The organism is Microbacterium gawkjiense, from assembly GCF_031932225.1.
GTDB classification, from domain to species: Bacteria; Actinomycetota; Actinomycetes; order Actinomycetales; family Microbacteriaceae; genus Microbacterium; species Microbacterium gawkjiense.
The window spans coordinates 327115-351709 of sequence record NZ_JAUZVV010000002.1; the positions used below are offsets into that span (position 1 = coordinate 327115).

At 69.7% G+C, this 24595-nt stretch carries 25 protein-coding genes and 4 tRNA genes; 22 read left to right on the forward strand and 7 right to left on the reverse strand.

Annotated features, from left to right (window positions below):
• Positions 1-41: 41 nt before the first annotated feature.
• From zapE to Q9S71_RS09685, 4 genes are all read left to right on the forward strand, one after another.
• On the forward strand, positions 42-1073 hold the full coding sequence (zapE, locus tag Q9S71_RS09670; RefSeq protein WP_253034612.1) for a cell division protein ZapE: 1032 nt from the start codon (positions 42-44) through the stop codon (positions 1071-1073).
• Positions 1074-1239: 166 nt separating this feature from the next.
• The gene (locus tag Q9S71_RS09675; protein ID WP_311862031.1) at positions 1240-2508 is read left to right on the forward strand and encodes an ammonium transporter; all 1269 of its coding nucleotides are present in this window, start codon (positions 1240-1242) and stop codon (positions 2506-2508) included.
• 122 nt (positions 2509-2630) lie between these two features.
• Entirely contained in the window at positions 2631-3077 is a 447-nt protein-coding gene (locus tag Q9S71_RS09680) for a DUF6098 family protein (protein ID WP_311862033.1), read from the forward strand.
• Entirely contained in the window at positions 3074-3826 is a 753-nt protein-coding gene (locus tag Q9S71_RS09685) for an MBL fold metallo-hydrolase (RefSeq protein ID WP_311862034.1), read from the forward strand. Before Q9S71_RS09680 ends, Q9S71_RS09685 begins: the two co-directional genes overlap by 4 nt.
• A 68-nt stretch (positions 3827-3894) precedes the next feature.
• On the opposite strand, the gene Q9S71_RS09690 is transcribed toward Q9S71_RS09685, so the two are convergent.
• Positions 3895-3967 (reverse strand) — tRNA-Val (locus tag Q9S71_RS09690).
• Between the two features lie 160 nt (positions 3968-4127).
• Here Q9S71_RS09690 and Q9S71_RS09695 point away from each other — a divergent pair.
• From Q9S71_RS09695 to Q9S71_RS09705, 3 genes are all read left to right on the forward strand, one after another.
• Positions 4128-4199 (forward strand) — tRNA-Gly (locus Q9S71_RS09695).
• Positions 4200-4254: 55 nt separating this feature from the next.
• Positions 4255-4328 (forward strand) — tRNA-Cys (locus Q9S71_RS09700).
• Positions 4329-4352: 24 nt separating this feature from the next.
• Positions 4353-4424 (forward strand) — tRNA-Val (locus Q9S71_RS09705).
• Between the two features lie 90 nt (positions 4425-4514).
• Here the strand turns inward: Q9S71_RS09705 and Q9S71_RS09710 are convergent.
• Complete coding sequence (locus Q9S71_RS09710; protein ID WP_311283709.1) at positions 4515-4829, reverse strand: DUF7882 family protein; 315 nt, start codon at positions 4827-4829, stop codon at positions 4515-4517.
• Between the two features lie 136 nt (positions 4830-4965).
• Here Q9S71_RS09710 and Q9S71_RS09715 point away from each other — a divergent pair, with 136 nt between their 5' ends.
• Positions 4966-5316, forward strand: coding sequence for a YnfA family protein (locus Q9S71_RS09715; protein WP_311862036.1), 351 nt, complete (start codon positions 4966-4968; stop codon positions 5314-5316).
• An 18-nt stretch (positions 5317-5334) separates the two neighbouring features.
• Here the strand turns inward: Q9S71_RS09715 and Q9S71_RS09720 are convergent, their stop codons facing one another.
• Positions 5335-6378 (reverse strand): NAD(P)-dependent alcohol dehydrogenase, encoded by a 1044-nt coding sequence (locus Q9S71_RS09720; protein WP_311862037.1) that lies wholly within the window; start codon positions 6376-6378, stop codon positions 5335-5337.
• Positions 6379-6454: 76 nt separating this feature from the next.
• Between Q9S71_RS09720 and Q9S71_RS09725 the strand changes: the two genes are divergently transcribed.
• Complete coding sequence (locus Q9S71_RS09725) at positions 6455-6967, forward strand: glycine cleavage system transcriptional repressor (protein WP_311862038.1); 513 nt, start codon at positions 6455-6457, stop codon at positions 6965-6967.
• A 1-nt stretch (position 6968) separates the two neighbouring features.
• Entirely contained in the window at positions 6969-7625 is a 657-nt protein-coding gene (locus Q9S71_RS09730; RefSeq protein ID WP_311862039.1) for a DNA alkylation repair protein, read from the forward strand.
• A gap of 2 nt (positions 7626-7627) precedes the next feature.
• Here Q9S71_RS09730 and Q9S71_RS09735 read toward each other — a convergent pair whose 3' ends face one another.
• Positions 7628-8794: an SLC13 family permease gene (locus tag Q9S71_RS09735; RefSeq protein WP_311862040.1), complete on the reverse strand. Its 1167-nt coding sequence runs from the start codon at positions 8792-8794 to the stop codon at positions 7628-7630.
• Between the two features lie 155 nt (positions 8795-8949).
• On the opposite strand from Q9S71_RS09735, the gene thrS reads away from it, so the two are divergent.
• The gene (thrS, locus tag Q9S71_RS09740; protein ID WP_311862041.1) at positions 8950-10959 is read left to right on the forward strand and encodes a threonine--tRNA ligase; all 2010 of its coding nucleotides are present in this window, start codon (positions 8950-8952) and stop codon (positions 10957-10959) included.
• Positions 10956-11504, forward strand: a complete 549-nt coding sequence (locus Q9S71_RS09745) for an HIT family protein (protein ID WP_311862042.1) — start codon at positions 10956-10958, stop codon at positions 11502-11504. Before thrS ends, Q9S71_RS09745 begins: the two co-directional genes overlap by 4 nt.
• Before the next feature lie 21 nt (positions 11505-11525).
• On the opposite strand, the gene pdxY is transcribed toward Q9S71_RS09745, so the two are convergent.
• Complete coding sequence (pdxY, locus tag Q9S71_RS09750) at positions 11526-12377, reverse strand: pyridoxal kinase PdxY (RefSeq protein WP_311862043.1); 852 nt, start codon at positions 12375-12377, stop codon at positions 11526-11528.
• On the reverse strand, positions 12374-13726 hold the full coding sequence (locus Q9S71_RS09755; protein WP_311862044.1) for an aminotransferase class I/II-fold pyridoxal phosphate-dependent enzyme: 1353 nt from the start codon (positions 13724-13726) through the stop codon (positions 12374-12376). The genes pdxY and Q9S71_RS09755 overlap by 4 nt, the downstream gene beginning before the upstream one ends.
• Positions 13727-13765: 39 nt before the next feature.
• On the opposite strand from Q9S71_RS09755, the gene pdxS reads away from it, so the two are divergent.
• The 10 genes from pdxS to Q9S71_RS09805 all read left to right on the forward strand — a co-directional run bounded on the left by pdxS (position 13766) and on the right by Q9S71_RS09805 (position 23986).
• Positions 13766-14656 carry a pyridoxal 5'-phosphate synthase lyase subunit PdxS gene (gene pdxS / locus Q9S71_RS09760; protein ID WP_311862045.1) on the forward strand — a complete coding sequence of 297 codons (891 nt, stop codon included), beginning with the start codon at positions 13766-13768 and terminating at the stop codon, positions 14654-14656.
• Complete coding sequence (gene pdxT / locus Q9S71_RS09765) at positions 14650-15243, forward strand: pyridoxal 5'-phosphate synthase glutaminase subunit PdxT (RefSeq protein WP_311862046.1); 594 nt, start codon at positions 14650-14652, stop codon at positions 15241-15243. The genes pdxS and pdxT overlap by 7 nt, the downstream gene beginning before the upstream one ends.
• A gap of 58 nt (positions 15244-15301) precedes the next feature.
• On the forward strand, positions 15302-16066 hold the full coding sequence (locus tag Q9S71_RS09770) for a YebC/PmpR family DNA-binding transcriptional regulator (RefSeq protein ID WP_217531651.1): 765 nt from the start codon (positions 15302-15304) through the stop codon (positions 16064-16066).
• Between the two features lie 53 nt (positions 16067-16119).
• Positions 16120-16683 (forward strand): crossover junction endodeoxyribonuclease RuvC, encoded by a 564-nt coding sequence (ruvC, locus tag Q9S71_RS09775; RefSeq protein WP_311862047.1) that lies wholly within the window; start codon positions 16120-16122, stop codon positions 16681-16683.
• Between the two features lie 61 nt (positions 16684-16744).
• Positions 16745-17356: a Holliday junction branch migration protein RuvA gene (gene ruvA, locus Q9S71_RS09780; RefSeq protein WP_311862050.1), complete on the forward strand. Its 612-nt coding sequence runs from the start codon at positions 16745-16747 to the stop codon at positions 17354-17356.
• Positions 17349-18380, forward strand: a complete 1032-nt coding sequence (gene ruvB / locus Q9S71_RS09785) for a Holliday junction branch migration DNA helicase RuvB (RefSeq protein ID WP_253034626.1) — start codon at positions 17349-17351, stop codon at positions 18378-18380. Before ruvA ends, ruvB begins: the two co-directional genes overlap by 8 nt.
• A 76-nt stretch (positions 18381-18456) precedes the next feature.
• Positions 18457-18906, forward strand: a complete 450-nt coding sequence (locus Q9S71_RS09790) for a preprotein translocase subunit YajC (protein ID WP_311283723.1) — start codon at positions 18457-18459, stop codon at positions 18904-18906.
• 38 nt (positions 18907-18944) lie between these two features.
• Positions 18945-20660, forward strand: a complete 1716-nt coding sequence (secD, locus tag Q9S71_RS09795; RefSeq protein ID WP_311862051.1) for a protein translocase subunit SecD — start codon at positions 18945-18947, stop codon at positions 20658-20660.
• Positions 20660-21649 (forward strand): protein translocase subunit SecF, encoded by a 990-nt coding sequence (secF, locus tag Q9S71_RS09800; RefSeq protein WP_311862052.1) that lies wholly within the window; start codon positions 20660-20662, stop codon positions 21647-21649. The genes secD and secF overlap by 1 nt, the downstream gene beginning before the upstream one ends.
• Before the next feature lie 69 nt (positions 21650-21718).
• Positions 21719-23986 (forward strand): RelA/SpoT family protein, encoded by a 2268-nt coding sequence (locus tag Q9S71_RS09805; protein WP_311862053.1) that lies wholly within the window; start codon positions 21719-21721, stop codon positions 23984-23986.
• Here Q9S71_RS09805 and Q9S71_RS09810 read toward each other — a convergent pair.
• Positions 23965-24516: a type IV toxin-antitoxin system AbiEi family antitoxin gene (locus Q9S71_RS09810; protein ID WP_311862055.1), complete on the reverse strand. Its 552-nt coding sequence runs from the start codon at positions 24514-24516 to the stop codon at positions 23965-23967. The genes Q9S71_RS09805 and Q9S71_RS09810 overlap by 22 nt on opposite strands.
• Positions 24517-24595: the final 79 nt, after the last annotated feature.

Below are 24595 nucleotides of genomic sequence, written 5' to 3' on the forward strand. Positions count from 1 at the left end.
GGGCCGCGAACGGGACTGCGCCCGGCGGCTAGGCTGGTCGGGTGCCCCTCACCTCCTCCGGAACCACGCACCTGAGCGAACGCGATCCGAAGGTGAGCGGTGCCGAGATGGTCGCCGCTCTCGTGCCGCCGCCGCAGTTCGACGGGGCCACCTTCGAGACCTACCGCGCCGACGAGGCCTATCCCTCGCAGCAGGAGGCCAAGGACCTGCTCGAGGTCTTCAGCTCGGGTCGTGGGGCACCCGCCGCGCGGGGAGGGTTCTTCCGACGCGCCAAGCGCGAAGCGCCGATGAAGCCGGGCGTGTACCTCGACGGCGGCTTCGGTGTCGGCAAGACCCACCTGCTCGCCGCGATCTACCACGCGATGCCGGCACGCCGGAAGTACTTCGGCTCGTTCATCGAGTACACCGCGCTGGTCGGGGCGCTGGGCTATCAGAAGACCGTCGAACTCTTCCGTGGCGCGGACCTGCTGTGCATCGACGAGTTCGAGCTCGACGATCCGGGCGACACGATGGTGATGACGCGACTCATCGCTGAGCTCGTCCCCACCGGCACGAAGCTCGCCGCCACCTCCAACACCCCGCCGAACGCCCTCGGTGAGGGTCGGTTCGCCGCGCAGGACTTCCTGCGCGAGATCCACGCGATGGCGGAGCACTTCCAGACCATCCGGATCGACGGCACCGACTACCGGCAGCGCGCCGTCGACGGTCACGCGGTCGTCCTCGACGACGTCGCCTACGAGAGCGCGATGACGGATGCCGCGGCATCCGCTCTCGTCTCCGATGACGACTTCGGGGCGTTCATCCGCCACCTCGCCTCGGTGCACCCGTCGCGGTACATCCGCCTCATCGAGGGGATCGGGACCATCGGCTTGCGGAACGTGGTCGGATTCGACGACCAGTCCGCCGCCCTGCGCTTCGTGGCGTTCGTCGACCGCGCGTACGACGCGCAGATCCCGATCCGCGCCACCGGGACTCCACTCGATTCCGTGTTCCGCGAGGACATGCTCGCGGGCGGATACCGCAAGAAGTACCTCCGCGCCGTCTCGCGCCTGGTGGCTCTCACCCACTCGTAAGGCGCAGGACGCCTCACTCGCAGAGGCGGGAAACGTGATGTTTACCTGATCGGCACCCTCGTAACCGACCCGAAACACACCTGGACCGCCGGGCGAAACTGCGGGCCCCGACACTGGGGGCACCCGACGCTACACCTGCGTCCCTGCAGAGAGGTTCCCTTTCGAGATGGATCAAGGCAACACCGCATTCATACTCATCGCGGCGGCACTAGTCCTGCTGATGACTCCCGGTCTGGCGTTCTTCTACGGCGGCCTCGTCAAGGCGAAGAGCGTCATCAGCATGATGATGATGTCCTTCGGCGCTCTCGGCCTCATCGGCGTTCTGTGGGTCATCTACGGCTACGCGATCGCCTTCCCCGGTGCTGACGGCACGCTCGCGCCGTGGTCCATCGACGCAGGCGCCGTCGGACTCACCAACGTCCTCGAGCCGGGCGAAGGTGCCGCGTACCCGCCGCTCGCCTTCGTCGCGTTCCAGGCCACGTTCGCGATCATCACCGTCGCCCTCGTCTCCGGCGCGATCGCCGACCGTGCGAAGTTCGGTGCGTGGATGGTCTTCGCGGCCGTCTGGGCCACGGTCGTCTACTTCCCCGTCGCCAGTTGGGTCTTCAACTTCGGCCTCGCCGAGGACGGTTCGTTCGCGTACGGCGGCTGGATCACCCACGGCCTTCAGGACGTCTTCGGGGTCGGCGCGATCGACTTCGCCGGCGGCACGGCCGTCCACATCAACGCGGGTGCCGCGGCCCTGGCCCTCGCGCTCGTCCTCGGCAAGCGGGTCGGCTTCCAGAAGGGCGTGCACGTCCCGCACAACCCGCCGTTCGTCCTCCTGGGCGCAGGGCTCCTGTGGTTCGGCTGGTTCGGCTTCAACGCGGGCTCCGAGCTCGCCGCCGACAACACGGCTGCGCTGGCGTTCGTGAACACGATCGCCGCACCGGCGGCCGCGCTGCTCGCCTGGCTCCTGGTGGAGAAGATCAAGGACGGCAAGCCGACCTCGGTTGGTGCCGCGTCCGGGGCCGTCGCCGGTCTCGTCGCGATCACGCCGGCGTGCGGTTCGCTCGACCCGATCTGGGCCATCGTGCTCGGCCTGATCGCCGGTGCCGTCTGCGCCCTCGCGATCGAGCTGAAGTTCAAGCTCGGGTTCGACGACTCGCTCGACGTGGTCGGCATCCACCTCGTCGGCGGCCTCATCGGCACGCTCTACCTCGGCTTCTTCGCACGCGGCACCGGCCTGTTCATGGGTGGGGATGCCTCGCAGCTCATCGTCCAGGCGATCGCGGCCTTCGCGGTGCTGGCGTACTCGTTCGTGCTGGCCTACATCATCGGTCTCGTGATCGAGAAGACGATCGGCTTCCGCGTCAAGAACGAGGACGAGATCGCCGGCATCGACACGGTCATCCACGGTGAGGCCGGCTACGTCCTCGCCGACGCCAAGAGCTGACCCGACCACCTGGTCACCCCGAGGGGGCGTCGCGGAGATATCCGCGGCGCCCCCTGTCGTGTGCAGCGGCACGCGTGTCAAGGCCCTCCGAGGGGTGGTTCCGCCTCCCTACGTTGCGTTGCATGTCGAGCGACGCAGATCAGACGCCCCCAGCCCTCCCGGTCGTCCGCCGCCTGGCGGAGCTGGCCGCGCTCGTCCGTGCGCGCCCCGGCCTGCACGTGCGCTGGTCGGAAGGACCCGCACGGGATGCCGAGCGCACGAGCGTCGACGCGGAGAGCGGCCTGCGGCTACCGGGTCTGTCGGTCAACCCGCTGGACGCCGAGGGCTGGTGGTCCCGTCCTCTCGAGGACTGGCTGGCGCGTCAGCTGTCGCAGTATCGACATCTGCAGGACGAGAACCCCGATCGCTTCGCCTGGGTCCTGACCGGCGAGCACGCGGGCAGGGGGCCGGATTGCGAGCCGCTGCTCGCGGACGCGCGCCCCGTCGCGGTACTCGACGAGCAGCTCCTCCAGGAGGCGGAGCGCCGCTACCGGAGTGAGTTCGACGCCGGCCGAGGGTCGGAGGGATGACGATGCCGGCTCCGTGGGTCGAGGATCGTCCCGGCTTCTTCCGGATCACCGTGGCCGCCACCAACTGCTACCTGGTCCTCGCGGCCGACGGCGTCACCCTCGTCGACGCCGGCCTGCCTGCGTCGCGGAAGGTGCTCGACGCGCTCCTCAAGCATCTGGGGCTGCGGGTGCAGGACATCGATGCGGTCCTCCTCACCCACGGGCACTTCGATCACGTCGGCGTCGCGCGGTCCTTGCACGCGTCGGGCGTTCCGGTGCGCGTCCACACGGCGGATCGCCGGCTCGCGCGGCATCCATATCGGTACCGCCCCGCGGTCGCGCGTGTGCCGTACCTCCTGACGCATCCGAGCGGGATGCCGATCATCGGGCGGATGGCGGCCGCCGGAGCGCTCGCGGTGCGCGGCGTCGACGCGGAGGCATCCGTCCCGCCCTCGGGCGTGATGGACGTCCCGGGGCGTCCCACCGTCGTGCACACGCCCGGCCACACCGACGGGCACTGCGCCTTCTTCTTCCGGGCCCACGGCATCCTGCTGTCGGGGGACGCGCTCGTCACGCTGGACCCGTACACGGGCGTGCGCGGTCCGCAGATCGTCGCGAACGCCGCGACGAAGGATGCTGCGCAGTCACTGCGCTCCCTCGACGCCCTGGAGTCCACCGGGGCCGCTGTCGTCCTCCCCGGTCACGGCGATCCCTGGACGACGGGCGTCGCGGCCGCTGTGCAGCGGGCCCGGATCGTGGGGGAGCACTGACGTGCGGAACCATCGGTCCCGGGAACCACGAAGCCCCGGTGATCGGGGATCTACCGGGGCTTGTTCGGTGGGCGATGCCGGACTCGAACCGACGACCTCTTCCGTGTGAAGGAAGCGCGCTACCAACTGCGCCAATCGCCCGAATGACACTCGGGCCGGTGTCCGAGCATACCGGATCGGAAGGCTCGGACCGAACCGGCGCGGGGGTGCGGGGGATGACACGCGCGGGGCGTGCTCGGTTTTGCACTGGGCCCGGAATCGTCTACTGTTTAACGAGTGCCGGAGAGATCCGGAACGAAATGCGGATGTAGCGCAGTGGTAGCGCATCACCTTGCCAAGGTGAGGGTCGCGAGTTCGAATCTCGTCATCCGCTCGAGTGTGGGGATCTTCCTCCGGGGAGATCGCGTCACGTGGGTCAAACCACACACGGTGGCGTGGCCGAGTGGCTAGGCAGCGGCCTGCAAAGCCGTCCACACGGGTTCGAATCCCGTCGCCACCTCCACTCACAACTCAACAGCCTTCACAGGCGCGATTGGCGCAGCGGTAGCGCGCTTCCCTGACACGGAAGAGGTCACTGGTTCGATCCCAGTATCGCGCACAGACAAACCCCCGGTTATCCGGGGGTTTTTTGTTGTGCGCGGGCGGCGCTGCGCGGGCCCGAGGCGTCCCGGACCCGCGCAGCGAGGGGTCAGCCCACGGCTGCGACCTGCTCCGTCTCGGGCAGCTCGTGAAGTCCGGCGGGGGAGTTCGCGGCAGCCATCAGGCGCTCGACCCACTCGTGGTTGAGCGGGATGCGGGTGTCGCCCCGCCGGCGGAAGGCGAGGCTCGACGCCCGGTTCATCCACACGGTCGTGCGGCCGGTGCCTTCACCCGCGGCCCGCGACCACGTGAAGAGGAAGGCTTCGCCGCGGCGGAGCTTGGCGTAGATGACGGCTTCGAGGTGCGCGAGAGTGCGATCGTCGATATCGAAGCGTGTGGTGCTGTTGTAGGCGAGGAGTCCCATGGAACCGACCCTGGTCGAGGCGTACAGAAGGGCGGAGCTGCGGTCTCCGCGGTCATCCTCTCACCCGCGCGGGCCATCCCCGCGCACCGGCCGGACGTGTCGCACGGTCGTCACAGGTCGCTGAGACAATGCGGACATGACCACCGCCCGGATCATCGTCCTGTTCGTCCTCGCCGCCGTCGCCGAGATCGGCGGCGCCTGGTTGATCTGGCAGGCCGTGAGGGAGAACCGAGGATGGTGGTTCGCGCTGCTCGGGATCGTCGCCCTCGGCGCCTACGGCTTCATCGCCGCCCTGCAGCCCGACGCTCATTTCGGACGGGTGCTCGCCGCGTACGGCGGAGTGTTCGTCGCGGGATCCTTGGCTTGGGGGATCGTCGTCGACGGGTTCCGCCCCACCGTGTGGGACTATGTGGGCTCCGGTGTCGCCCTGGTTGGGGCCGCGATCATCATCTTCGCGCCGGTGGTGACCGACGCCGTCGACGGATGATCGCGACCCCGCGGCCGATCAGGGGACGATGACCGCGCGCCCCCGCACCTTCCCGGCCGCGAGCGCCTCATAGGCCTTCGGGCCGTCGTCGAGGGAGTACCGCTGCACCTCGACCGACACCTGACCCGATCGTGCGAGGTCGAGCACCTCGATCAACTCACTGCGCGATCCCCAGTACGGGATGCGGACGGCGGCGTCGTAGGCGATGGATCCGAAGCCCACATGAGCCGTGCCCCCGCCGATCCCGACGATGGTGACGTCGGCGTCGACGGCCGCTGCGCCGACCGCGGTGGCGATGGTCCGTTCCGCACCGACGAAGTCGAACACCGCATTCGCACCCAGGCCGCCGGTGAGGTCGCGGATGGCGTCGACGGCGTTCTCATCGCTCAGCACGGCGTGATGCGCGCCGACCTCGCGCGCGAGCGCCAGCTTCTCGTCGTTCACGTCCAACGCGATGACCGTCGTCGCCGACACCGCACGCAGGATCTGGATCGCGACGTGCCCGAGACCGCCCGTCCCGATCACCACGGCGGTCGTGCCGGCGCCGAGCTTCGGCAGCGAGGTCTTGATCGCGTGATACGGGGTGAGCCCGGCATCCGTCAGGGAGACGTTCTTCACGGGGTCCAGATCGCCGAGCGGAACGAGGTGACGGGCGCTGTCGACGATCATGTACTCGGCCATCGATCCGGGTGCGCCGAGGCCGGGAGGCATGATCCCTTCGGACTGCGCGTTCGTGCAGTAGTTCTCCTTGCCCTGCGCGCAGTTGCGGCAGCGCCCGCATCCCCACGGACCGTACACCGCGACGGCGTCCCCGACCTGCAGGTGCTCGACGCCCTCGCCGAGCTCTTCGACGATGCCCGCCCCCTCGTGACCGAGGGTCAACGGCAGGGGGTACCCCGCGGCGGTGTACTCCTCCTCGCTCAGCCCCATGACGAACTCGTCCGAGTGGCAGACGCCCGCCGCGGTGACCTTGAGCAGCACCTGCCCGGGACCTGGAGTCGGCTTCTCGATCTCGACGACCTCGGGGTGTGAACCAATGCGCGTGTACTGGAGTGCCTTCATGAGCGGCACGCTACGCCGTACGCGTCTCGCGGCGCATGCCCCTGCGCCGCAGCATCCCGACCGATAGGATCCCGCCATGGCCCACCTCGTGCTCACTGTGGTCGGCGACGACCGTCCCGGACTCGTCAACGCCCTCGCCGAGCAGGTCTCGGCCGCGGGAGGCAACTGGGAGCGCAGCGAGCTCGCCGAGCTGGCCGGCGCCTTCGCCGGCATCGTGCTCGTCTCGATCGACGACGACCGTGAGGCCGACCTCGTCACGGCGCTCGAAGGACTCGACGGGATGCTGCGCGTCACCGTCCACGGCGGACGCGTGGCCTCGGTGACCGAACCCGTCGAGCGTGCGATGGAGGTCACCGTCCTCGGCAACGACCGCCCCGGGATCGTGCGCGACGTGACCGCGGCGATCGCCGCCCATGCGCTCAGCATCGACACCTTCCGCAGTCGGACGCTCGACGCGCCGATGGCGGGCGGGACCCTCTTCGAGGCGACGGTCGCGTTCCGCGTGCCGGCCGGAGCGGATGCCGCGCCGGTGACGGCCGCGCTGGAGGAGCTCGCGGGCGAGATCCAGGTGGACCTCACCGTCGCCTGACGTGCACCGCGTCGACGAGATCCGCTCCCGCCTGCGGGCCGCAGCCGACCCGTCCCGCGCGGCCGGCCAGCAGGCGTACATGAAGTCCGACCTTCCGTTCCTGGGCGTGCGGGTGCCGGAGACGCGACGGATCGCGCGGGCGGCGGCCGCGGGGGAAACCGACCCCCTGCGCATCCTCGACGACGCGCGGGAGCTCTGGGATGCGGCATCCCATCGCGAGGAGCGGTACGCGGCCATGATGCTCCTGGCCGTGCCGCCCGCCCGCGCGGACCTGCGGATCGTCCCGCTCGTCGAGCACATGGTGCGGACGGGCCGCTGGTGGGATGTCACCGACGAGCTGAGCGGCCGCGTCCGCGAACTCCTCGACGAGCATCCCCGCGACGGAGACGCCCTCGTTCGCGGGTGGTGTGTGAGCGAGGAGCTGTGGCTGCGACGCCTCGCGATCCTCAGCCAGCTCGGTCGCCGCGAGCGGACGGACCTGCGCCTGCTGACCGACGCGCTCGAGCCGAACCTCCGCGACGGCGAGTTCTTCATCCGCAAAGCCATCGGCTGGGCGTTGCGCGACGCCGCCCGGGCGTACCCGGAGTGGGTGTCCGCCTACGTGGCCGCCCACGCGCTGAGTCCACTCAGCCGTCGCGAGGCGCTGAAGCACCTCTGAGGTCAGCGCAGCAGCAGCGGGACGGTCGCTGCGGCGACGACGAGGGGAGCCGCGACGAGACCCCACAGCATGAAGCGACGCCACGGCAGGTGCACCCCCGCCGCCACGAGCCGCTGATGCCAGAGGAGGGTGGCCAGCGACGCCCACGGCGTGATGAGCGGCCCGGCGTTCACGCCGATCAGCAGGGCGGCCAGGCGCTCCGGCGTGTCCGCCGTCGGTTCGAGCAGGAGATACGCGGGAAGGTTGTCGAGCGCATTCGCGGTCACGAGCGCCGTTCCCGACATCCGCAGCAGGTCGACCGGCGCCGACCCCGATCCGGCCACGGCCGTCGCCAGCTGTCCTGAGCCCCACGCCTCGAGGGCGGCGACGGCCGAGAAGAGTCCCGCGGCGAACACGAGCAGCGACCACGGCACGAGCCGCAGCCCCAGCGCCTTCGGCGAGCGCCACGCGAACAGACCGATCAGGGCGAGGGCCGCCACCGTCGCGGGGATCCACGGCTCGATCCCGCTCACGAGCAGCGGCAGCAGGGTGAGGACGATGACGGATGCCGCGACGAGCTGCACCCGGTCGCTCACCCGCGGCGGCGGGGCCACCGTGAACGAGCCGACCAGCGAGCGCCGATGGATGACCCATAGGAGGGCGACGGTCACCAGGACGGCGACGGCGGCGGACGGCCCGAGGAGGAGCACGAACGACGCCGGGTCGGCGGCCCCCGGCATCCGGGCCAGGGCGAGGAGGTTCGTGAGGTTCGACACCGGCAGCAGGAGCGACGCCGTGTTCGCCAGCCACACCGTCGCGAGGGCGAACGGCAGCGGCGGCAGCCCGTTCGCGCGTGCGACGGCGATCACGACGGGGGTGAGGAGGACGGCGGTCGTGTCGAGCGACAGGAACGCGGTGGTCACGATCGCGAGGGCCACGACGAGTGCCCAGAGCAGAGCGGTGCGTCCCCGGGACATCCGGGCCAGCCACGACGCGGTGACGTCGAAGACCCCGGCCTTCGCCGCGAGCTCCGCGACGACGGTGACCGCCACGACGAAGGCGAGGATCGGGAGGACACGCTCGGCGACCACGCCGAGCTCGGTGAGGGGCAGGATGCCGGTGGCGACGGCGACGATCGCGCCCACGAGCAGGACGACCCCCGCGAGAGCGAGCTTCACGGCATCCATCATCGCCCCTCCCGGCGGCCCAGTAGACTCGCATGATGCAGAACAGCCGGGTGTCCCACCTCGCCGGCACGCGAACGCCGCGGGCCTGAGCGGGCGGAGCGCGTACAGCGCTCGAAGCTGAGTCACCGTGATCCGAGCCACCTTCTGGAGATCTCCCCTTGTCTGATCCGATCGCCCCGGCGGATGTCGCCCTTCCCGCCGACGGTTTCGCCCTGTTCCCCGACCGCTCCGTCGTCGCGCTCCGCATCCGCGGCGAGCTGAAGGACCTCGCGACGGTCGTCGACTCTCTCGACGGCGTCGAGCCGGTCACCGTGTCGAGCCCCGACGGGCTGAACATCCTGCGCCACTCGACGGCCCACATCCTCGCGCAGGCCGTGCAGCGCGTCCGCCCGCAGGCGAACCTCGGGATCGGCCCGCCGATCACCGACGGCTTCTACTACGACTTCGGCGTCGAGGAGCCCTTCACCCCCGAGGACCTCAAGGCCATCAAGAAGGAGATGGAGCGCATCGTCCGTGAAGGACAGCGTTTCGTCCGCCGCGTGGTGACCGATGACGAGGCCCGCGCCGAGCTCGCCCATGAGCCGTTCAAGCTCGAGCTGATCGGGCTGAAGGGCGGGTCGCAGGAGGCGGCCGAGGGCGCGTCCGTCGAGGTGGGCGCCGGCGAACTCACCATCTACGACAACGTCACCCGCGACGGTGAGACCGCGTGGAAGGACCTCTGCCGAGGGCCCCACGTCCCGAGCACCCGCATCGCCGGCAACGGCTGGGACCTCACCCGCGTCGCCGGGGCCTACTGGCGCGGCAGCGAGAAGAACCCGCAGCTGCAGCGCATCTATGGCACCGCGTGGCCCACGAAGGACGAGCTGCGCGCCTACCAGCACCGACTCGAGGAGGCCGCCAAGCGCGACCACCGCAAGCTCGGCAAGGACCTCGACCTCTTCTCCTTCCCCGAGGAGATCGGGCCCGGCCTGTCGGTGTTCCACCCCAAGGGCGGGATCATCCGGTACGAGATCGAGCGTTACATGCGCGAGAGTCTCCTCGCCAACGGATACCAGGTCGTGAACACGCCCCACATCACCAAGGGTGACCTGTTCATGACGAGCGGTCACCTGCAGTGGTACGCCGACGGCATGTACCCCCCGATGGTGCTGGATGAGGTGGTGGATGCCGACGGTCACGTCTCACGCGAGGGCCAGGAGTACTACCTCAAGCCCATGAACTGCCCGTTCCACAACCTGATCTTCCGCTCGCGCGGACGCAGCTACCGCGAACTGCCGCTGCGGCTCAGCGAATTCGGCTCGGTCTACCGCTACGAGAAGAGCGGCACGCTCGCCGGCCTCACCCGCGTACGGGGGATGACGCAGGACGACACCCACATCTATGTGACCGCCGACCAGGTCAAGGGCGAGCTCGAGCACAGTCTCGAGTTCGTGCTGAAGACCCTGCGCGACTACGGGCTGAACGACTTCTACCTCGAGTTGTCGACGAAGGAGGAGGGCAACCCCAAGTTCATCGGCGACGACAGCCTGTGGGACGAGGCGACGCAGACCCTGCGGGAGGTCGCCGAGGGTTCCGGTCTCGAGCTCGTGCCCGACCCGGGCGGGGCCGCGTTCTACGGCCCGAAGATCTCGGTCCAGGCACGTGACGCGATCGGTCGCACCTGGCAGATGTCGACGATCCAGCTCGACTTCAACCAGCCGGAGCGGTTCGGGCTCGAGTACACCGGTCCCGACGGTGAGAAGCACCGTCCCGTCATGATCCACCGTGCGCTGTTCGGCTCGATCGAGCGCTTCTTCGCGATCCTCCTCGAGCACTACGCGGGTGCTTTCCCGGTGTGGCTCGCTCCGGTCCAGGTCGTCGGCATCCCCGTCGCCGAGGAGTACGGGCCGTACCTCGACGAGATCGTGGCGCGCCTGCGCGCCGAGGGCGTCCGCGCCGAGGTCGATCACTCCGACGACCGCATGCCGAAGAAGATCCGCACCCACACGACCCAGAAGGTCCCCCTTCAGCTCATCGCGGGGGAGCAGGACCGTTCGGGGGGCACGGTGTCGTTCCGGTTCCGCGACGGCTCGCAGACCAACGGCATCCCCGTCGACGAGGCGATCGACAAGATCGTCGCGGCGATCGCGGACCGCACGCTCGTGAACGCCGCCGCGGACCTGTCATGACGGACGACGACCGTCGTGTGGAGGATGCCGCTCAGCTCGCCGGCGTGCCCGACGAGTTCCAGCGCCTGTGGACGCCGCACCGGATGGCGTACATCCAGGCGGGCTCCGAGCCACTGAAGCACGACTGCCCGTTCTGCGCCGCGCCGGACAAGTCCGACGAGGAGGGGCTGATCGTCGCGCGCGGCGAGACGGCCTACGTGCTGCTGAACCTCTTCCCGTACAACTCGGGTCATCTGCTGGTGTGCCCGTACCGTCACTTCGCGACGTACGACGATGCGACCCCCGAGGAGGTCGCCGAGATCGGCGCGCTGACCCAGATCGCGATGCGGGTTCTCAGGACCGTCGCGAACTGCGACGGGTTCAACCTCGGAATGAACCAGGGGGCGGTCGCCGGCGCCGGTGTCGCCGAGCACCTGCACCAGCACGTGGTGCCGCGCTGGGCGACGGACGCGAACTTCTTCCCCATCATCGCCAAGACGAAGGCCCTGCCGCAGCTGCTCGGTGAGGTCCGCCAGGCCGTGCAGGAGGCCTGGCCGACTCTCTGACCCGGCCGGCCCTCCGTACGCTCAGCGGACCTGCGTGACCTCGAACTGCATCCGCGGGTGGGCGTAGGCCTCCTGCGCCTCGATCAGTCGGAGCTCGCGCGAACCCGCGTCGTACGTCTGCTGCAGCAGGTCGAAGACGCTCGAGGTCGTCCGCGCGAGGGCGTCCGCCGCGTCGCCGGTGCGGCGGAAGTGCGCCGTGAACAGAGCTGCCGTGACGTCACCCGAGCCGTTGGCCTTCATGGGGATGTGGGGGGTGCGGACGATCCACGCGCCGTCGTCCGTGACCGCGAGCATCTCGATCGTCCCCTCGGGGCGGTCGGGACGCTCGACGCTCGTGACGAGGACCGTCGACGGGCCCATCGCCCGGGCGGCGTCGACCGACGCGAGCGTCGACTCGAGGCCCGACGGCTCGGTCCCGGTGAGGAACCCCAGTTCGAACTGGTTCGGGGTGATGAGGTCGGCGGCCGGGACGACCCGCTCGCGCAGCAGGACCGGGATGGCGGGGGCCACGAAGCATCCGCTCTTCGCGTTGCCCATGACGGGGTCGCACGCGTAGATCGCGTTCGGGTTGGCGGCCTTCACCCGGGCGACCGCGTCGAGGATGACGTCGCCGATGCCCTCGCCGCCCTGGTACCCCGAGAGGACGGCGTCGATCTCGCCGAACGCGCCGCGCTCCTCGATGCCGGTGATGACGTCGGCGACGTCCTGCGGGCTGATGAGCGGGCCGCGCCACGCGCCGTATCCGGTGTGGTTCGAGAAGTTCACGGTGTACACCGGGTACACCTCGACGCCGATGCGCTGCAGCGGGAACACCGCGGCGGAGTTTCCGACGTGACCGTACGCGACGGCGGACTGGATGGAGAGGATCTTCACGGGGCGGTACTCGCTTCCGGTGAGGGCGCGATGGCTCGCGCCGAGGCGGCGACGTCGGCGGCCAGGCGCGCGAGGTCGGTGTCGGACAGATCGTGGACGGTCAGGCGCAGGCGGTGGGTCGCCGCGGGATCGGCGAGGACGAACTCGTCGCCGGGACGGGCGAGCCACCCACGACGCATGAGCTGCTCGGCGACGGCGCGGGCGGGAGCGGGGACACGCACCCACACGCTCAGCCCGTCGCCCGCCGCGGTGGGCAGGCCGAGTCGCGTGAGCTCCGCAGCGAAGCGGTCGTTACGCGCGCGGTAATGGCGTGCCGCGCGCTCCACCCCGGCCAGGACGGCGTCGTCGGAGACGAGCGCGAGCACAAGACGCTGCAGCAGGTGGCTCACCCACGTGGACCCGGGGCTCAGTCGGCGCGCCAGGCGCTCGGCGGTCTCGGTGTCGCTCGCGGTGACCGCGAGGCACATGTCGGGCCCGAGGAATTTCGACACCGAGCGGATGAGGGCCCACCGTCGGTGCCCGGGCCCGATGATCGAGTGGTACGGCTCGCGCGAGAGCATCGAGAAGTGGTCGTCCTCGATCACGAGGACATATGGATGCTGCTCCAGCACGGCGCGCAGCTGCGCCGCCCGCTCGGCGGTCAGGCTCACACCGGTGGGGTTCTGCGCGCGTGGGGTGCACACGATGGCGCGCACGCCGGCGTCGAGCGCGGCGCGTAGTCCGGCGACCGTCATCCCCTGATCGTCGACCGGGATCGGGACCGGCCGGTAACCGCCGATCCTTACCGTGCGGAGGGCGGAGAGGAAGCAGGGGTCCTCGAGCCCGACGGCGTCGTCGCGGGTGAGGGCGTCGGCGAAGAGGCGCTCGAGCGCGTCGACCGCACCGCCCGTGATGGTGAGGCGCAGCTCGGCGCGTTCGGGCAGATCCTTCGCGATCCACTGAGACGCCCACGCCTCGAGGTCGGGGTCGATCGTCGGTTCGCCGTAGAGGACGGGCCGACCCGCGAGGCTCGACAGCGCATGCGAGGGGTCCGGGATGAGCGCGGGGTCCGGGTTCCCGGTCCCGATGTCGCGCAGCACGGTGTCCGCGGCGAAGCCCTCCTGCGCCGGGTCGGAGCGCGGCGCGACGCGGGTACCGGCGCGGCCGGCGGTCTCGACCGCTCCGGCGGCGGCGAGGAGGCGGTACGCGGCGACGACCGTGTTGCGGTTCACCCCGACGAGCTCAGCGAGCGCGCGGACGGAGGGGAGTGCGGCGCCGGGGGTGAGGTCGCCTCGGTCGATGAGGGCACGGATGCTGTCCGCGATCTCGGCGGCGGTCTCGCCGCCGATCGTCAGGACATCGTCTGCCATGGGACGAGTCTATGTCCGTGTCATGCTAACTTTTGGCCTATGCCAACGAACACGACTGGAACCGCGCGGGTGAAGCGCGGCCTCGCCGAGATGCTCAAGGGCGGCGTCATCATGGACGTCGTCACCGCCGATCAGGCCAAGATCGCCGAGGACGCCGGCGCCGTCGCCGTCATGGCGCTCGAACGCGTGCCCGCCGACATCCGCGCCCAGGGTGGGGTCGCCCGCATGAGCGACCCCGACCTCATCGACGACATCATCGCGTCGGTCTCCATCCCCGTGATGGCCAAGGCGCGCATCGGGCACTTCGTCGAGGCGCAGGTGCTGCAGGAGCTCGGTGTCGACTACATCGACGAGTCCGAGGTGCTCTCACCCGCCGACTACGTGAACCACATCGACAAGTGGGACTTCACGGTGCCGTTCGTCTGCGGAGCGACGAACCTCGGCGAAGCCCTGCGACGCATCACCGAAGGCGCGGCCATGATCCGCTCGAAGGGTGAGGCCGGTACCGGCGACGTGTCCGAAGCGATGAAGCACATCCGCAGGATCCGCGGTGAGATCGCCGCCCTCGCCGCGCTGCCGAAGGACGAGCTCTACGTCGCGGCCAAGGAACTGCAGGCGCCCTACGAGCTCGTCGCCGAGGTCGCCGAGACCGGCAACCTGCCCGTCGTCCTCTTCGTCGCCGGCGGTGTCGCGACACCCGCGGACGCGGCCATGATGATGCAGCTCGGAGCCGACGGCGTCTTCGTGGGCTCGGGCATCTTCAAGAGCGGCAACCCCGCCGAACGTGCCGCGGCGATCGTCACGGCGACGACGTTCCACGACGACGCGAAGGTCATCGCCGACGTCTCGCGTGGGCTCGGTGAGGCGATGGTCGGCATCAACGTCTCCGACCTCGCCGCGCCGCACCGGCTCGCTGAGCGGGGATGGTGACCGCTCCCCGCGTCGGCGTCCTCGCCCTCCAGGGCGACGTCCGCGAACACACGCGCGTGCTCGCCGAGCTCGGCGCCGACGTCGTCCCAGTCCGACGGCCGGAGGAGCTCGCGAAGGTGCAGGGGCTCGTGCTCCCGGGGGGCGAGTCGAGTGTCATCGACAAGCTCGCCCGCGCGTTCGGGATGCAAGAGCCCATCCGTTCCGCCATCGCGGAGGGGATGCCGGTGTACGGCACCTGTGCCGGCCTCATCCTCCTCGCCGATCGCCTCGCGGACGGGATCGCCGGGCAGCAGACGTTCGGCGGCCTGGACGTGACGGTGCGCCGGAACGCGTTCGGCGGCCAGGTCGAGTCCTTCGAGACCGAGCTCTCGGTGCCGGCGGTCGGCGAGCCGCCGGTGCGCGCGACCTTCATCCGCGCCCCCGTCGTCGAAGAGGTCGGACCGGCGGCCGAGGCGATCGCCGCCCTCCCCGACGGCAGGGTCGTGGGGGTGCGCCAGGGTGCGGTCATCGGCCTCTCCTTCCACCCGGAGCTCGATGCCGAGACGCGTTTCCACGAGTTGTTCCTTGCGAGCGTGCAGGATGCGTAGCGGCCCCATGTCGGCACGGTCGTAGACTGGACCCCGCGCTTTTTCCGAGAGGAGTCCCGTGAGCGGACATTCCAAGTGGGCCACCACGAAGCACAAGAAGGCCGTCATCGACGCGCGTCGTGCGAAGTCGTGGGCGAAGCTCATCAAGAACATCGAGGTCGCCGCCAAGCTGGGTGGTGCGGACCTGCAGGGCAACCCGACCCTCTTCGACGCCGTCCTGAAGGCGAAGAAGACCTCGGTCCCGAAGGACAACATTGACCGCGCCATCAAGCGCGGCGCCGGCATCGGCGGCGAGTCGGTCGAGTACACCTCGATCATGTACGAGGCCTACGGACCCAACGGCGTGGCGCTCATGGTCGAGTGTCTGACCGACAATAAGAACCGTGCCGCCGCGGAGGTCCGCACGGCCCTCACCCGGAACGGCGGCACCCTCGCCGATCCGGGATCGGTCGCGTACAACTTCACCCGCAAGGGCGTCATCGTCGTCTCCGGTGAGGGGACGACCGAGGACGACCTCATGATGGCGGCTCTCGAAGCCGGTGCCGAGGAGATCGAGCCGCGGGCCGAGGGCTTCGAGGTCGTCACCGAGGCATCCGATCTCGTCTCGGTGCGCACCGCGCTCACCGACGCCGGCATCGAGTACGACTCGGCCGACGTCGAGTTCGTCCCGAACCTCAAGGTCGAGATCGACGCCGACACCGCGCGCAAGATCTTCCGCCTCATCGACGCCCTCGAGGACAGCGACGACGTGCAGAACGTCTACGCCAACTTCGACCTGACGCCCGAGGTCCAGGCCGAGCTCGAAACCGACGACGAGGACTGACTCCGCAGGCGCGCCGACGAGCGGATGCCGCACCTCCCGCCTAGCGTGGGGGAGTGGCATCCGCTCTTCGCGTCCTCGGCATCGATCCGGGACTCACCCGCTGCGGCGTCGGGGTCGTCGACGTGCGCGCCGATCGGTCGGCCACGCTCGTGCACGTCGGTGTCGTCCGTTCGGCGACCGATGCGCCGATCGAGCAGCGGCTCGCGAGCATCGCGGCCGGCATCCGCGCGGTGATCGCCGATCACGGGCCGGACGTCGTGGCCGTCGAGCGGGTCTTCGCCCAGCAGAACCGCAGCACCGTCATGGGGACGGCGCAGGCCAGCGGCATCGCGCTGCTGCTCGCCGCCGAGCACGGGCTGCCCGCCGCGACGCACACGCCGTCCGAGGTCAAGGCCGCCATCACGGGCTACGGCAACGCCGAGAAGCTGCAGGTGCAGACGATGGTCGCGCGGGTGCTGCGCCTCGACGCGCTGCCGCAGCCCGCCGACGCCGCCGACGCGCTCGCCCTGGCGCTCTGCCACGCGTGGCGTCGCGGTCCGGCCGCTGGAGGCGCCGTCGCGGCGCTCACCCCCGCCCAGCGTGCGTGGGCCGCCGCTGAGAAGGCGACGCGACGCTGAGACCGCACGTCCCAGGTGTGTCGCTCGAACATAGGTCCGAAGGCTCGCTTAGGCTCGGATCATGATCTCCTCGCTGCGCGGCCGTGTGCTGCACCTCGAACCCGACTCGGTCGTCATCGACGTGCACGGGGTCGGTTACGCGGTCGCCGTCACGGCGCAGCACGCGCGGCAGCTCCACCTCGGCGACGAGGTCCTCGTGCACACCTCGATGATCGTCCGCGAGGATGCCATGCTGCTGTTCGGCTTCGAGGACCGGTCCGAACTCGACGTGTTCGGCCATCTGCTCAGTGTCTCGGGTGTCGGACCGAAGTCCGCGCTCGGGGTGCTCTCGGCCCTCACAGTCGATCAGATCGCTACCGCGGTCGCCGATGAGGACGACGCGCCCTTCCGCCGCGTCTCGGGCATCGGCCCGAAGACCGCCAAACTGATCGTCGTGCAGCTCGCCGGCAAGCTCACCGCGCCGGCCCGCGCGACGCCCGGCGTCCCCGCCGCGCAGGGTCTCGGCGTGCAGCTGGCGGCGGCGCTCGTCGCGCTGGGGTGGAGCGAGCGCGTCGCGACGGAGACCGCCGAGAACGTCCTGGCCGAGGCGCCCGCGGGAGCCACCGTGCCGGCGCTGCTCAAGCTCGCTCTCGCCCATCTCGGTCCCGCACGTGCGGAGCGCACCGGTGTCTGAGGCTCGCGACCAGCGCCTTCCCGAGGACGAGGGCGAACTCGCCGTCGAAGGCGCGCTGCGCCCGGGGTCGCTCGCCGAGTTCGTCGGTCAGATGAAGGTGCGCGGGCAGCTGCAGCTGCTGTTGGATGCTGCCCGCATCCAGCAGCGTCCGGCCGACCACATCCTGCTGTCGGGCCCTCCGGGGCTCGGCAAGACCACCCTCGCGATGATCGTCGCGCACGAGAGCGAGCGTCCTCTGCGGATGTCCAGCGGTCCCGCGATCCAGCACGCCGGAGATCTCGCCGCCCTGCTGTCGAGCCTGGTGCCCGGCGAGGTCCTCTTCATCGACGAGATCCACCGGATGGCGCGCTCGGCCGAGGAGATGCTGTACCTCGCGATGGAGGACTTCCGCGTCGACATCATGGTCGGCAAGGGGGCCGGGGCCACCAGCATCCCGCTCGATCTCGCTCCCTTCACCCTCGTCGGCGCGACGACGCGGTCGGGAATGCTGCCGAACCCGCTGCGCGACCGGTTCGGCTTCACCGCCCACCTCGAGTACTACGAGCCGATCGAGCTCGAGCAGGTCATCGCCCGTTCGGCGGTGATGCTCGACGTCGACCTGCCGGCGGCATCCCGCGCCGAGATCGCACGTCGGTCGCGCGGCACACCCCGCATCGCGAATCGGCTGCTGCGCCGGGTGCGGGACTACGTCGTGGTCCACGGCGGCTCCTCGACGCAGGCGACGACGGCGGACGTGTCCGCCGCGCTCGACCTGTACGACGTCGACGATCTGGGACTCGACCGGCTCGACCGCGCGGTGCTCGACGCCCTCGTACGCCGCTTCCGCGGCGGCCCCGTGGGGCTCAACACCCTCGCGGTGACGGTGGGGGAGGAGGCCGACACCATCGAATCGGTCGTCGAGCCCTACCTCGTGCGCATCGGCTTCATGGGGCGCACCCCCCGCGGGCGCGTCGCGACCCCCGAGGCGTACGCGCACCTGGGCATCCCCCGCCACGACGGGGCGCTGACCCTCGATGACCTATAATCGCTGAAGGCTCCGGCCTCCCACCCTCTTCGCCGCATCGCTGCGGCGTGCCCACCCGAAAGGCGGACACCCGTTCATGTTGCTTCTCTCCCAGCAGAACACCACGCAGGCCACCGGAGGCAACTTCTTCACGGACTACGGCCTGCTCATCCTGCTGGCGGGTCTGCTCGTCTTCATGTTCATCAGCTCGCGTCGTCGCACGAAGCGGATGAAGGAGGAGCAGGAGAAGAAGGCCCTGCAGATGGTGCCCGGCGTGAAGGTGCTGCTCCAGGGCGGCCTCTACGGGACGATCGTCGAGTACGACCCGACCGACCTCTCGAAGCCTGCCCACGTCGAGCTCGCCCCGGGCATGGTCGTCGAGGTCCACAGCCAGGCGATCCTGCGCGCCGTCGAGGAGGAGGAGCCCGTCGTCGATGAAACCGAGCAGGTCCCCGGTGACGACGTGATCGTCTCCCGCGACGAGGCCGACGTCGACCCGCGCCCGGTCGACGGCACCCCCGACGCGGACGACAAGCCCAAGGCCTGACCTCACCGCTCCGGCGGCCCCTCACGAAAGTTCCCTCCGTGGCTTCATCCACCCCCGTCCGGCGCGCGTGGCGCGCACTGATCGGACTCCTGGCCTTGACGGCCGTCCTCTTCGGCGTGAACGCCGCGGGCGTCTACCTGTTCGAGCGGAGCTCGTGGGTTCCCGAGCTCGCCCTCGACCTGCAGGGCGGCACGCAGATCATCCTGCAGGCGCAGACGGAGGAGGGGGCGCAGCCCACCGCCGACCAGATGCAGCAGGCAGTCTCGATCATCCGCCAGCGCGTGGATGCCTCGGGTGTCGGTGAGACCGACATCACCACGCAGGCGGGCAACCAGATCGTCGTCCAGCTCCCGGGCATCGCCGACGAGGAGACCCGCGACCGCATCGGCCGTTCGGCGCAGATGCAGCTGCGCGCGGTGCTCTACACCGCCGCTCCGACGAACACCTTCATCGGCGACGACGGCAAGGAGACGCCCTACCCGACCCCGGGCCCCTCGCTGAACGCGACGCCCACCCCGTCGCCGACCAACGGCAGCGACCTGTCGTGGGCGACGGAGGAGGTCCAGGCCGAGTTCCTCGCCTACGACTGCGCGAACCCCGCGAACGACGCCGCACAGGAGCCCGCCGACCAGCCGCTCATCACGTGCGACGCCGACGGGTCGGCGAAGTACCTGCTCGGACCGGTCGAACTCGACGGTTCGGCCATCTCGGACGCGTCGAACGGTCTCAACTCGCAGAACGGTCAGTGGGCCGTCAACATCGTCTTCGACAGCGCCGGGACGGAGACCTTCGGCGAGATCAGCCAGCGTCTGTTCAACCTGCAGCCGCCGCAGAACCAGTTCGCCTTCGTGCTCGACGGCGAGGTCATCTCGGCGCCTTCGATGAACGCGGTCATCACCGACGGCAAGCCGCAGATCACCGGCAACTTCGACCAGGAGACCTCGAAGACCCTCGCCGACCAGCTCAAGTACGGTGCCCTGCCGCTGAGCTTCGAGGTGCAGAGCAGCAACGCGATCTCCGCGACGCTCGGTTCCCAGCAGCTGCTGATCGGCCTCGTCGCGGGCCTCATCGGCCTCGCCCTCGTCGCGGTCTACTCGCTCGTGGTCTACCGCGCGCTCGGGTCGGTCATCATCGCCTCGCTCGCCGTGATGGGCATCCTGACCTACATCACGCTCTGCATCCTCGCCTGGCGCATGGGCTTCCGCCTGTCGCTGGCCGGTGTCGCGGGCCTCATCGTGACGATCGGCTTCACCGCCGACTCGTTCATCGTCTACTTCGAGCGCATCCGAGACGAGCTCCGTGACGGCAAGTCGATCACGAGTGCGGTGGAGGACGGCTGGGCACGCGCCAAGCGGACGATCTACATCTCCAAGTCGATCAACATCCTCGCCGCCGTGGTGCTCTACATCCTCGCCGACGCGACCGTGAAGGGCTTCGCCTTCACGCTGGGTCTCACGACCGTCATCGACGTGCTCATCTTCGTGCTCTTCACCCACCCGGTGCTGCAGCTACTCGCGCGCACGTCGTTCTTCGGGGGCGGACACCCGCTGTCCGGGCTCGACCCGACCGCGCTCGGCGCGGTGTATCGCGGCCGTGCGCAGTTCCGCGCCCCGGTGGCCGCGGGCGGAAAGTCGCAGTCCGAGAAGCGGTCGTCGAGGTCCCGCAGTGAGGCGGTCCGCCGCCAGACGATCGCCGAGCGCAAGCTCGCGCAGCAGAGCGGCGATACCCGCTCCGCAGGGGAGGGGAACGACTGATGCGCTCCATGAACGATTTCGGTAACGACCTGTACACGGGGAAGGTCTCCTTCCCGTTCGTCGGCCGTCGGCGCCTCTGGTTCCTCATCGCGGCGATCCTCGTGATCGGTTCGGCGCTGGTGCCGGTCTTCCGCCCCATCCAGTTCTCGATCGAGTTCACGGGCGGCTCGCAGTTCACCGTCAACGACGTGGCATCCCCGGACCAGTTGCGTGCGACCGATGCGGTGCAGTCCGTCGTCCCGGATGCCGCGACCCGCGTCACCACGGTCGGCGACGACAGCCTCCGCATCCAGACCGACCAGCTCGGCGAGCTGGAGACGCGCGAAGTGACCTCCGCCCTCGTCGAGGCGTTCAACGTTCCGGATGACAGCGTGAGCTCGTCCTTCATCGGGCCGAGCTGGGGTGAGAGCGTCACCCGGCAGTCGCTGTGGGGTCTGGCGATATTCCTCGTGCTGACGTTCCTGATCCTGGCGCTGTACTTCCGCACGTGGAAGATGTCCGTCGCGGCGATGATCGGTCTGGTCGACGTGCTCGTCGTGACGGTCGGGGTGTACGCCCTGTTCGGGTTCGAGATCTCCCCGGCGGCCGTCATCGGCTTCCTCACGATCCTGTCGTACTCGCTGTACGACACGACGGTCGTGTTCGACAAGATCCGCGAGAACACGTTCGAAGACGGGGAGAAGTCCGGGAGGACGTTCGGCGAGTCGGTCAACCTCGCGGTGAACCAGACGCTCGTCCGCTCGATCAACACGACCGTCGTGGCCGTGCTGCCGACGGGAGCGATCCTCTTCATCGGCGCCCTGTGGCTCGGTGCGCAGACGCTCACCGACATCTCGCTCTCGATCTTCGTCGGAACGATCGTCGCGGCCTATTCGACGCTGTTCGTCGCGGCCCCGCTGTACTCGCTGCTGCGCGAGAACGAGTCCGACCTCAAGGCGCGGGATCAGCGCGTCATCGAGGCTCGTTCGGCCGCCGTCGCCGCGGTCTGAGCCGGATGCGCGCGGGCGTAGGATTGTCCTCCAGTTCCACGCGCGTGCGGACAGACGGGAGGCGATCGCATGGCTGAGGCGGTCACCCCGACAGGAGTCGCGACCGGGGGCCAGTCGCTGCGCCGACTCGTGCCGCGCATCTTCTCCCGCGCCCCCTCGCGGGACGCGCTCGAGGAGCTCATGCGCACGGTGCGCATGCACCACCCCAAGGGCGACATCGCGATCGTGGAGCGGGCCTACCGCACGGCCGCGAAGGCGCACGCGACGCAGAAGCGTCAGAGCGGCGAGCCGTACATCACGCACCCCCTCGCCGTCGCGCAGATCCTCGCCGAGCTGGGCCTCGGCCCCCGCGCCATCGCGGCGGCCCTCCTGCACGACACGGTCGAGGACACCGACTACTCGCTCGACCAGTTGACGGCGGACTTCGGCGACGAGGTCGCGATGCTCGTGGACGGCGTCACGAAGCTCGACAAGGTCAAGTACGGCGATGCGGCACAGGCCGAGACCGTGCGGAAGATGATCGTCGCGATGTCGAAGGACATCCGCGTGCTCCTCATCAAGCTCGCCGATCGCCTCCACAACGCGCGCACGTGGGGCTTCGTTCCGCCCGAGAAGGCCGCCAAGAAGGCCCGTGAAACCCTCGAGATCTACGCGCCGCTGGCGCATCGCCTCGGGATCCAGACCGCGAAGAGCGAACTCGAGGACCTCTCGTTCGCCGTCCTGCACCCGAAGCTCTACGCCGAGATCGACTCGCTGGTCAAGCAGCGCACCCCGCAGCGCGAGCAGTACGTGCACACGGTCATCGACGCCGTGGAGACGGACCTGCGCGATCTTCGTATCCGCGGTCGTGTCATGGGGCGGCCGAAGCAGCTCTACTCCGTGTACCAGAAGATGGTGGTCCGCGGTCGCGAGTTCGACGACATCTACGACCTCATCGGCATCCGGATCATGGTGAACACGGTCCGCGACTGCTACGCCGTGCTCGGCGCGATCCACGCGCGGTGGACCCCGATCCCCGGGCGGTTCAAGGACTACATCGCCACGCCGAAGTTCAACCTCTACCAGTCCCTCCACACGACCGTGATCGGTCCCGGCGGGCGCACGGTCGAGATCCAGATCCGCACCCACGAGATGCACCAGCAGGCTGAGTACGGTGTGGCGGCGCACTGGAAGTACAAGGAGCAGATCGCCGGCGGCAAGGCCGACTCCAAGGCCATCGACCAGGACATGGCCTGGCTGGCGCACATCTCGGACTGGCAGGCCGAGACCGCCGATCCGGGGGAGTTCCTCGACTCGCTTCGGTTCGAGATCGGTGCGAAGGAGGTCTACGTCTTCACGCCGAAGGGACGAGTCATCGGTCTTCCGGCCGGGGCGACCCCCGTCGACTTCGCGTACGCCGTCCACACCGAGATCGGCCACCGCACGATGGGCGCGAAGGTCAACGGCCGCCTCGTGCCGCTGGAGTCCGAACTCCACTCGGGCGACGTCGTCGAGGTGTTCACCTCGAAGAACCCGGATGCCGGGCCGAGCCAGGACTGGCTGGCGTTCGTCAAGAGCACCCGGGCGCGCAACAAGATCCGCGGCTGGTTCACGAAGGAGCGCCGCGACGAGGCCGTCGAGCAGGGCAAGGACGCGATCGCCCGTGCGATGCGCCGCCAGAACCTGCCGCTGCAGCGTCTGATGAGCCAGGACTCCTTCACCGCGGTGGCTCACCAGTTGCGCTACGAGGACGTCACCGCCCTCTACGCCGCAGTCGGCGAAGGACACGTCTCGACCCAGTCCGTGATCGAGAAGGTCACCGCGCTCGTGCGCTCGGAGGAGGAGGACACCTCCACCGGTCCGATCGACCTTCCGGCCGTCGGTCGGTCGAGGGCGCCGCGCGGCGGCGACTCCGGCGTGCTGGTGCGGGGTGCTCCCGACATCCTCGTGAAGCTCGCCAAGTGCTGCACGCCGGTGCCGGGCGACGAGATCGTCGGGTTCGTCACGCGCGGCAGCGGGGTCTCGGTCCACCGCGCGGATTGCACGAACGCGGCCGCGCTGCGCGACCAGCCCGATCGGATGATCGAGGTGTCGTGGGCACCGACGTCGAAGAGCGTGTTCCTCGTGCACATCCAGGTCGAGGCGCTCGACCGGTCTGGCCTGCTGAGCGACATCACGCGGGTGCTCAGCGAGCACCACGTGAACATCCTCTCGGCATCCGTTCAGACGACCAACGACCGCCTCGCCCTCAGCCGCTACGTCTTCGAGATGGGGGACACGGTGCACCTCGACCGCGTGCTGAACGCCGTCCGCCGGATCGACGCCGTGTACGACGTCTACCGGGTCACCTCGTCCTGACGACGCCGGAGCTCGGTGGCGGCCGCCCGTTTGTGGTGGACAGGTCCGGAGGTCTCGATCCAGCTCAGCGCATCCGCGAGGAGCTCCGGGCGCCAAGCCAGTACGTCGTCGACCAGCCGTGACGGACCGGCGCCGACGACGGCGTCCCGGACGAGGTCGACGAGCGTGCGCACCGGCGTCGTCACAGCCACGCCGCTGATGGTCTCGACGTCGGAGGCGGGGAGGGCCACGTCGCGGAAGCGGATGCGGGTGTCGAGGGGGACGGCGGCCCGCGTCCGGCCGGCGCGCTGCAGGGTCTGGATGAGGGGCGGTTCGGGGATCGCCCCGTGCACCCATGCCGCGCTCGCGTGCGTGACGGCCCGGTGGATCCCGGCAACCGCGCGGAACGAGGCCGCCCGCAGTTCGCGCGTCTCGACGGCGTCGGCGGGCATGAACGCCTCGCCGATCTCGATGAGGTCACCATCCAGCCGGGCCGCGGTCAACTCGGCGGTCGACAGGCGGTCATCGGCGAAGTAGAGGAACGGCCACATGAGGGCAGTCTGCGACACCGCGCCGAGACGACGACGCCGCGGCAGGACTCTGTGGAGAATCCCGCCGCGGCGTCGGTGC

Excerpts from the sequence above, each read along its gene's own strand:
- ruvA (WP_311862050.1), top strand. The coding sequence starts at position 16,745 with ATGATCTCCTCGCTGCGCGGCCGTGTGCTGCACCTCGAACCCGACTCG.
- Q9S71_RS09735 (WP_311862040.1), bottom strand. The coding sequence starts at position 8,794 with ATGATGGATGCCGTGAAGCTCGCTCTCGCGGGGGTCGTCCTGCTCGTG.
- Q9S71_RS09810 (WP_311862055.1), bottom strand. The coding sequence starts at position 24,516 with ATGTGGCCGTTCCTCTACTTCGCCGATGACCGCCTGTCGACCGCCGAG.
- Q9S71_RS09710 (WP_311283709.1), bottom strand. The coding sequence starts at position 4,829 with ATGGGACTCCTCGCCTACAACAGCACCACACGCTTCGATATCGACGAT.
- Q9S71_RS09805 (WP_311862053.1), top strand. The coding sequence starts at position 21,719 with ATGGCTGAGGCGGTCACCCCGACAGGAGTCGCGACCGGGGGCCAGTCG.
- Q9S71_RS09715 (WP_311862036.1), top strand. The coding sequence starts at position 4,966 with ATGACCACCGCCCGGATCATCGTCCTGTTCGTCCTCGCCGCCGTCGCC.
- Q9S71_RS09680 (WP_311862033.1), top strand. The coding sequence starts at position 2,631 with ATGTCGAGCGACGCAGATCAGACGCCCCCAGCCCTCCCGGTCGTCCGC.
- Q9S71_RS09685 (WP_311862034.1), top strand. The coding sequence starts at position 3,074 with ATGACGATGCCGGCTCCGTGGGTCGAGGATCGTCCCGGCTTCTTCCGG.
- pdxS (WP_311862045.1), top strand. The coding sequence starts at position 13,766 with ATGCCAACGAACACGACTGGAACCGCGCGGGTGAAGCGCGGCCTCGCC.
- Q9S71_RS09720 (WP_311862037.1), bottom strand. The coding sequence starts at position 6,378 with ATGAAGGCACTCCAGTACACGCGCATTGGTTCACACCCCGAGGTCGTC.
- Q9S71_RS09745 (WP_311862042.1), top strand. The coding sequence starts at position 10,956 with ATGACGGACGACGACCGTCGTGTGGAGGATGCCGCTCAGCTCGCCGGC.
- Q9S71_RS09725 (WP_311862038.1), top strand. The coding sequence starts at position 6,455 with ATGGCCCACCTCGTGCTCACTGTGGTCGGCGACGACCGTCCCGGACTC.
- Q9S71_RS09675 (WP_311862031.1), top strand. The coding sequence starts at position 1,240 with ATGGATCAAGGCAACACCGCATTCATACTCATCGCGGCGGCACTAGTC.
- secF (WP_311862052.1), top strand. The coding sequence starts at position 20,660 with ATGCGCTCCATGAACGATTTCGGTAACGACCTGTACACGGGGAAGGTC.
- pdxT (WP_311862046.1), top strand. The coding sequence starts at position 14,650 with ATGGTGACCGCTCCCCGCGTCGGCGTCCTCGCCCTCCAGGGCGACGTC.
- Q9S71_RS09790 (WP_311283723.1), top strand. The coding sequence starts at position 18,457 with ATGTTGCTTCTCTCCCAGCAGAACACCACGCAGGCCACCGGAGGCAAC.
- Q9S71_RS09755 (WP_311862044.1), bottom strand. The coding sequence starts at position 13,726 with ATGGCAGACGATGTCCTGACGATCGGCGGCGAGACCGCCGCCGAGATC.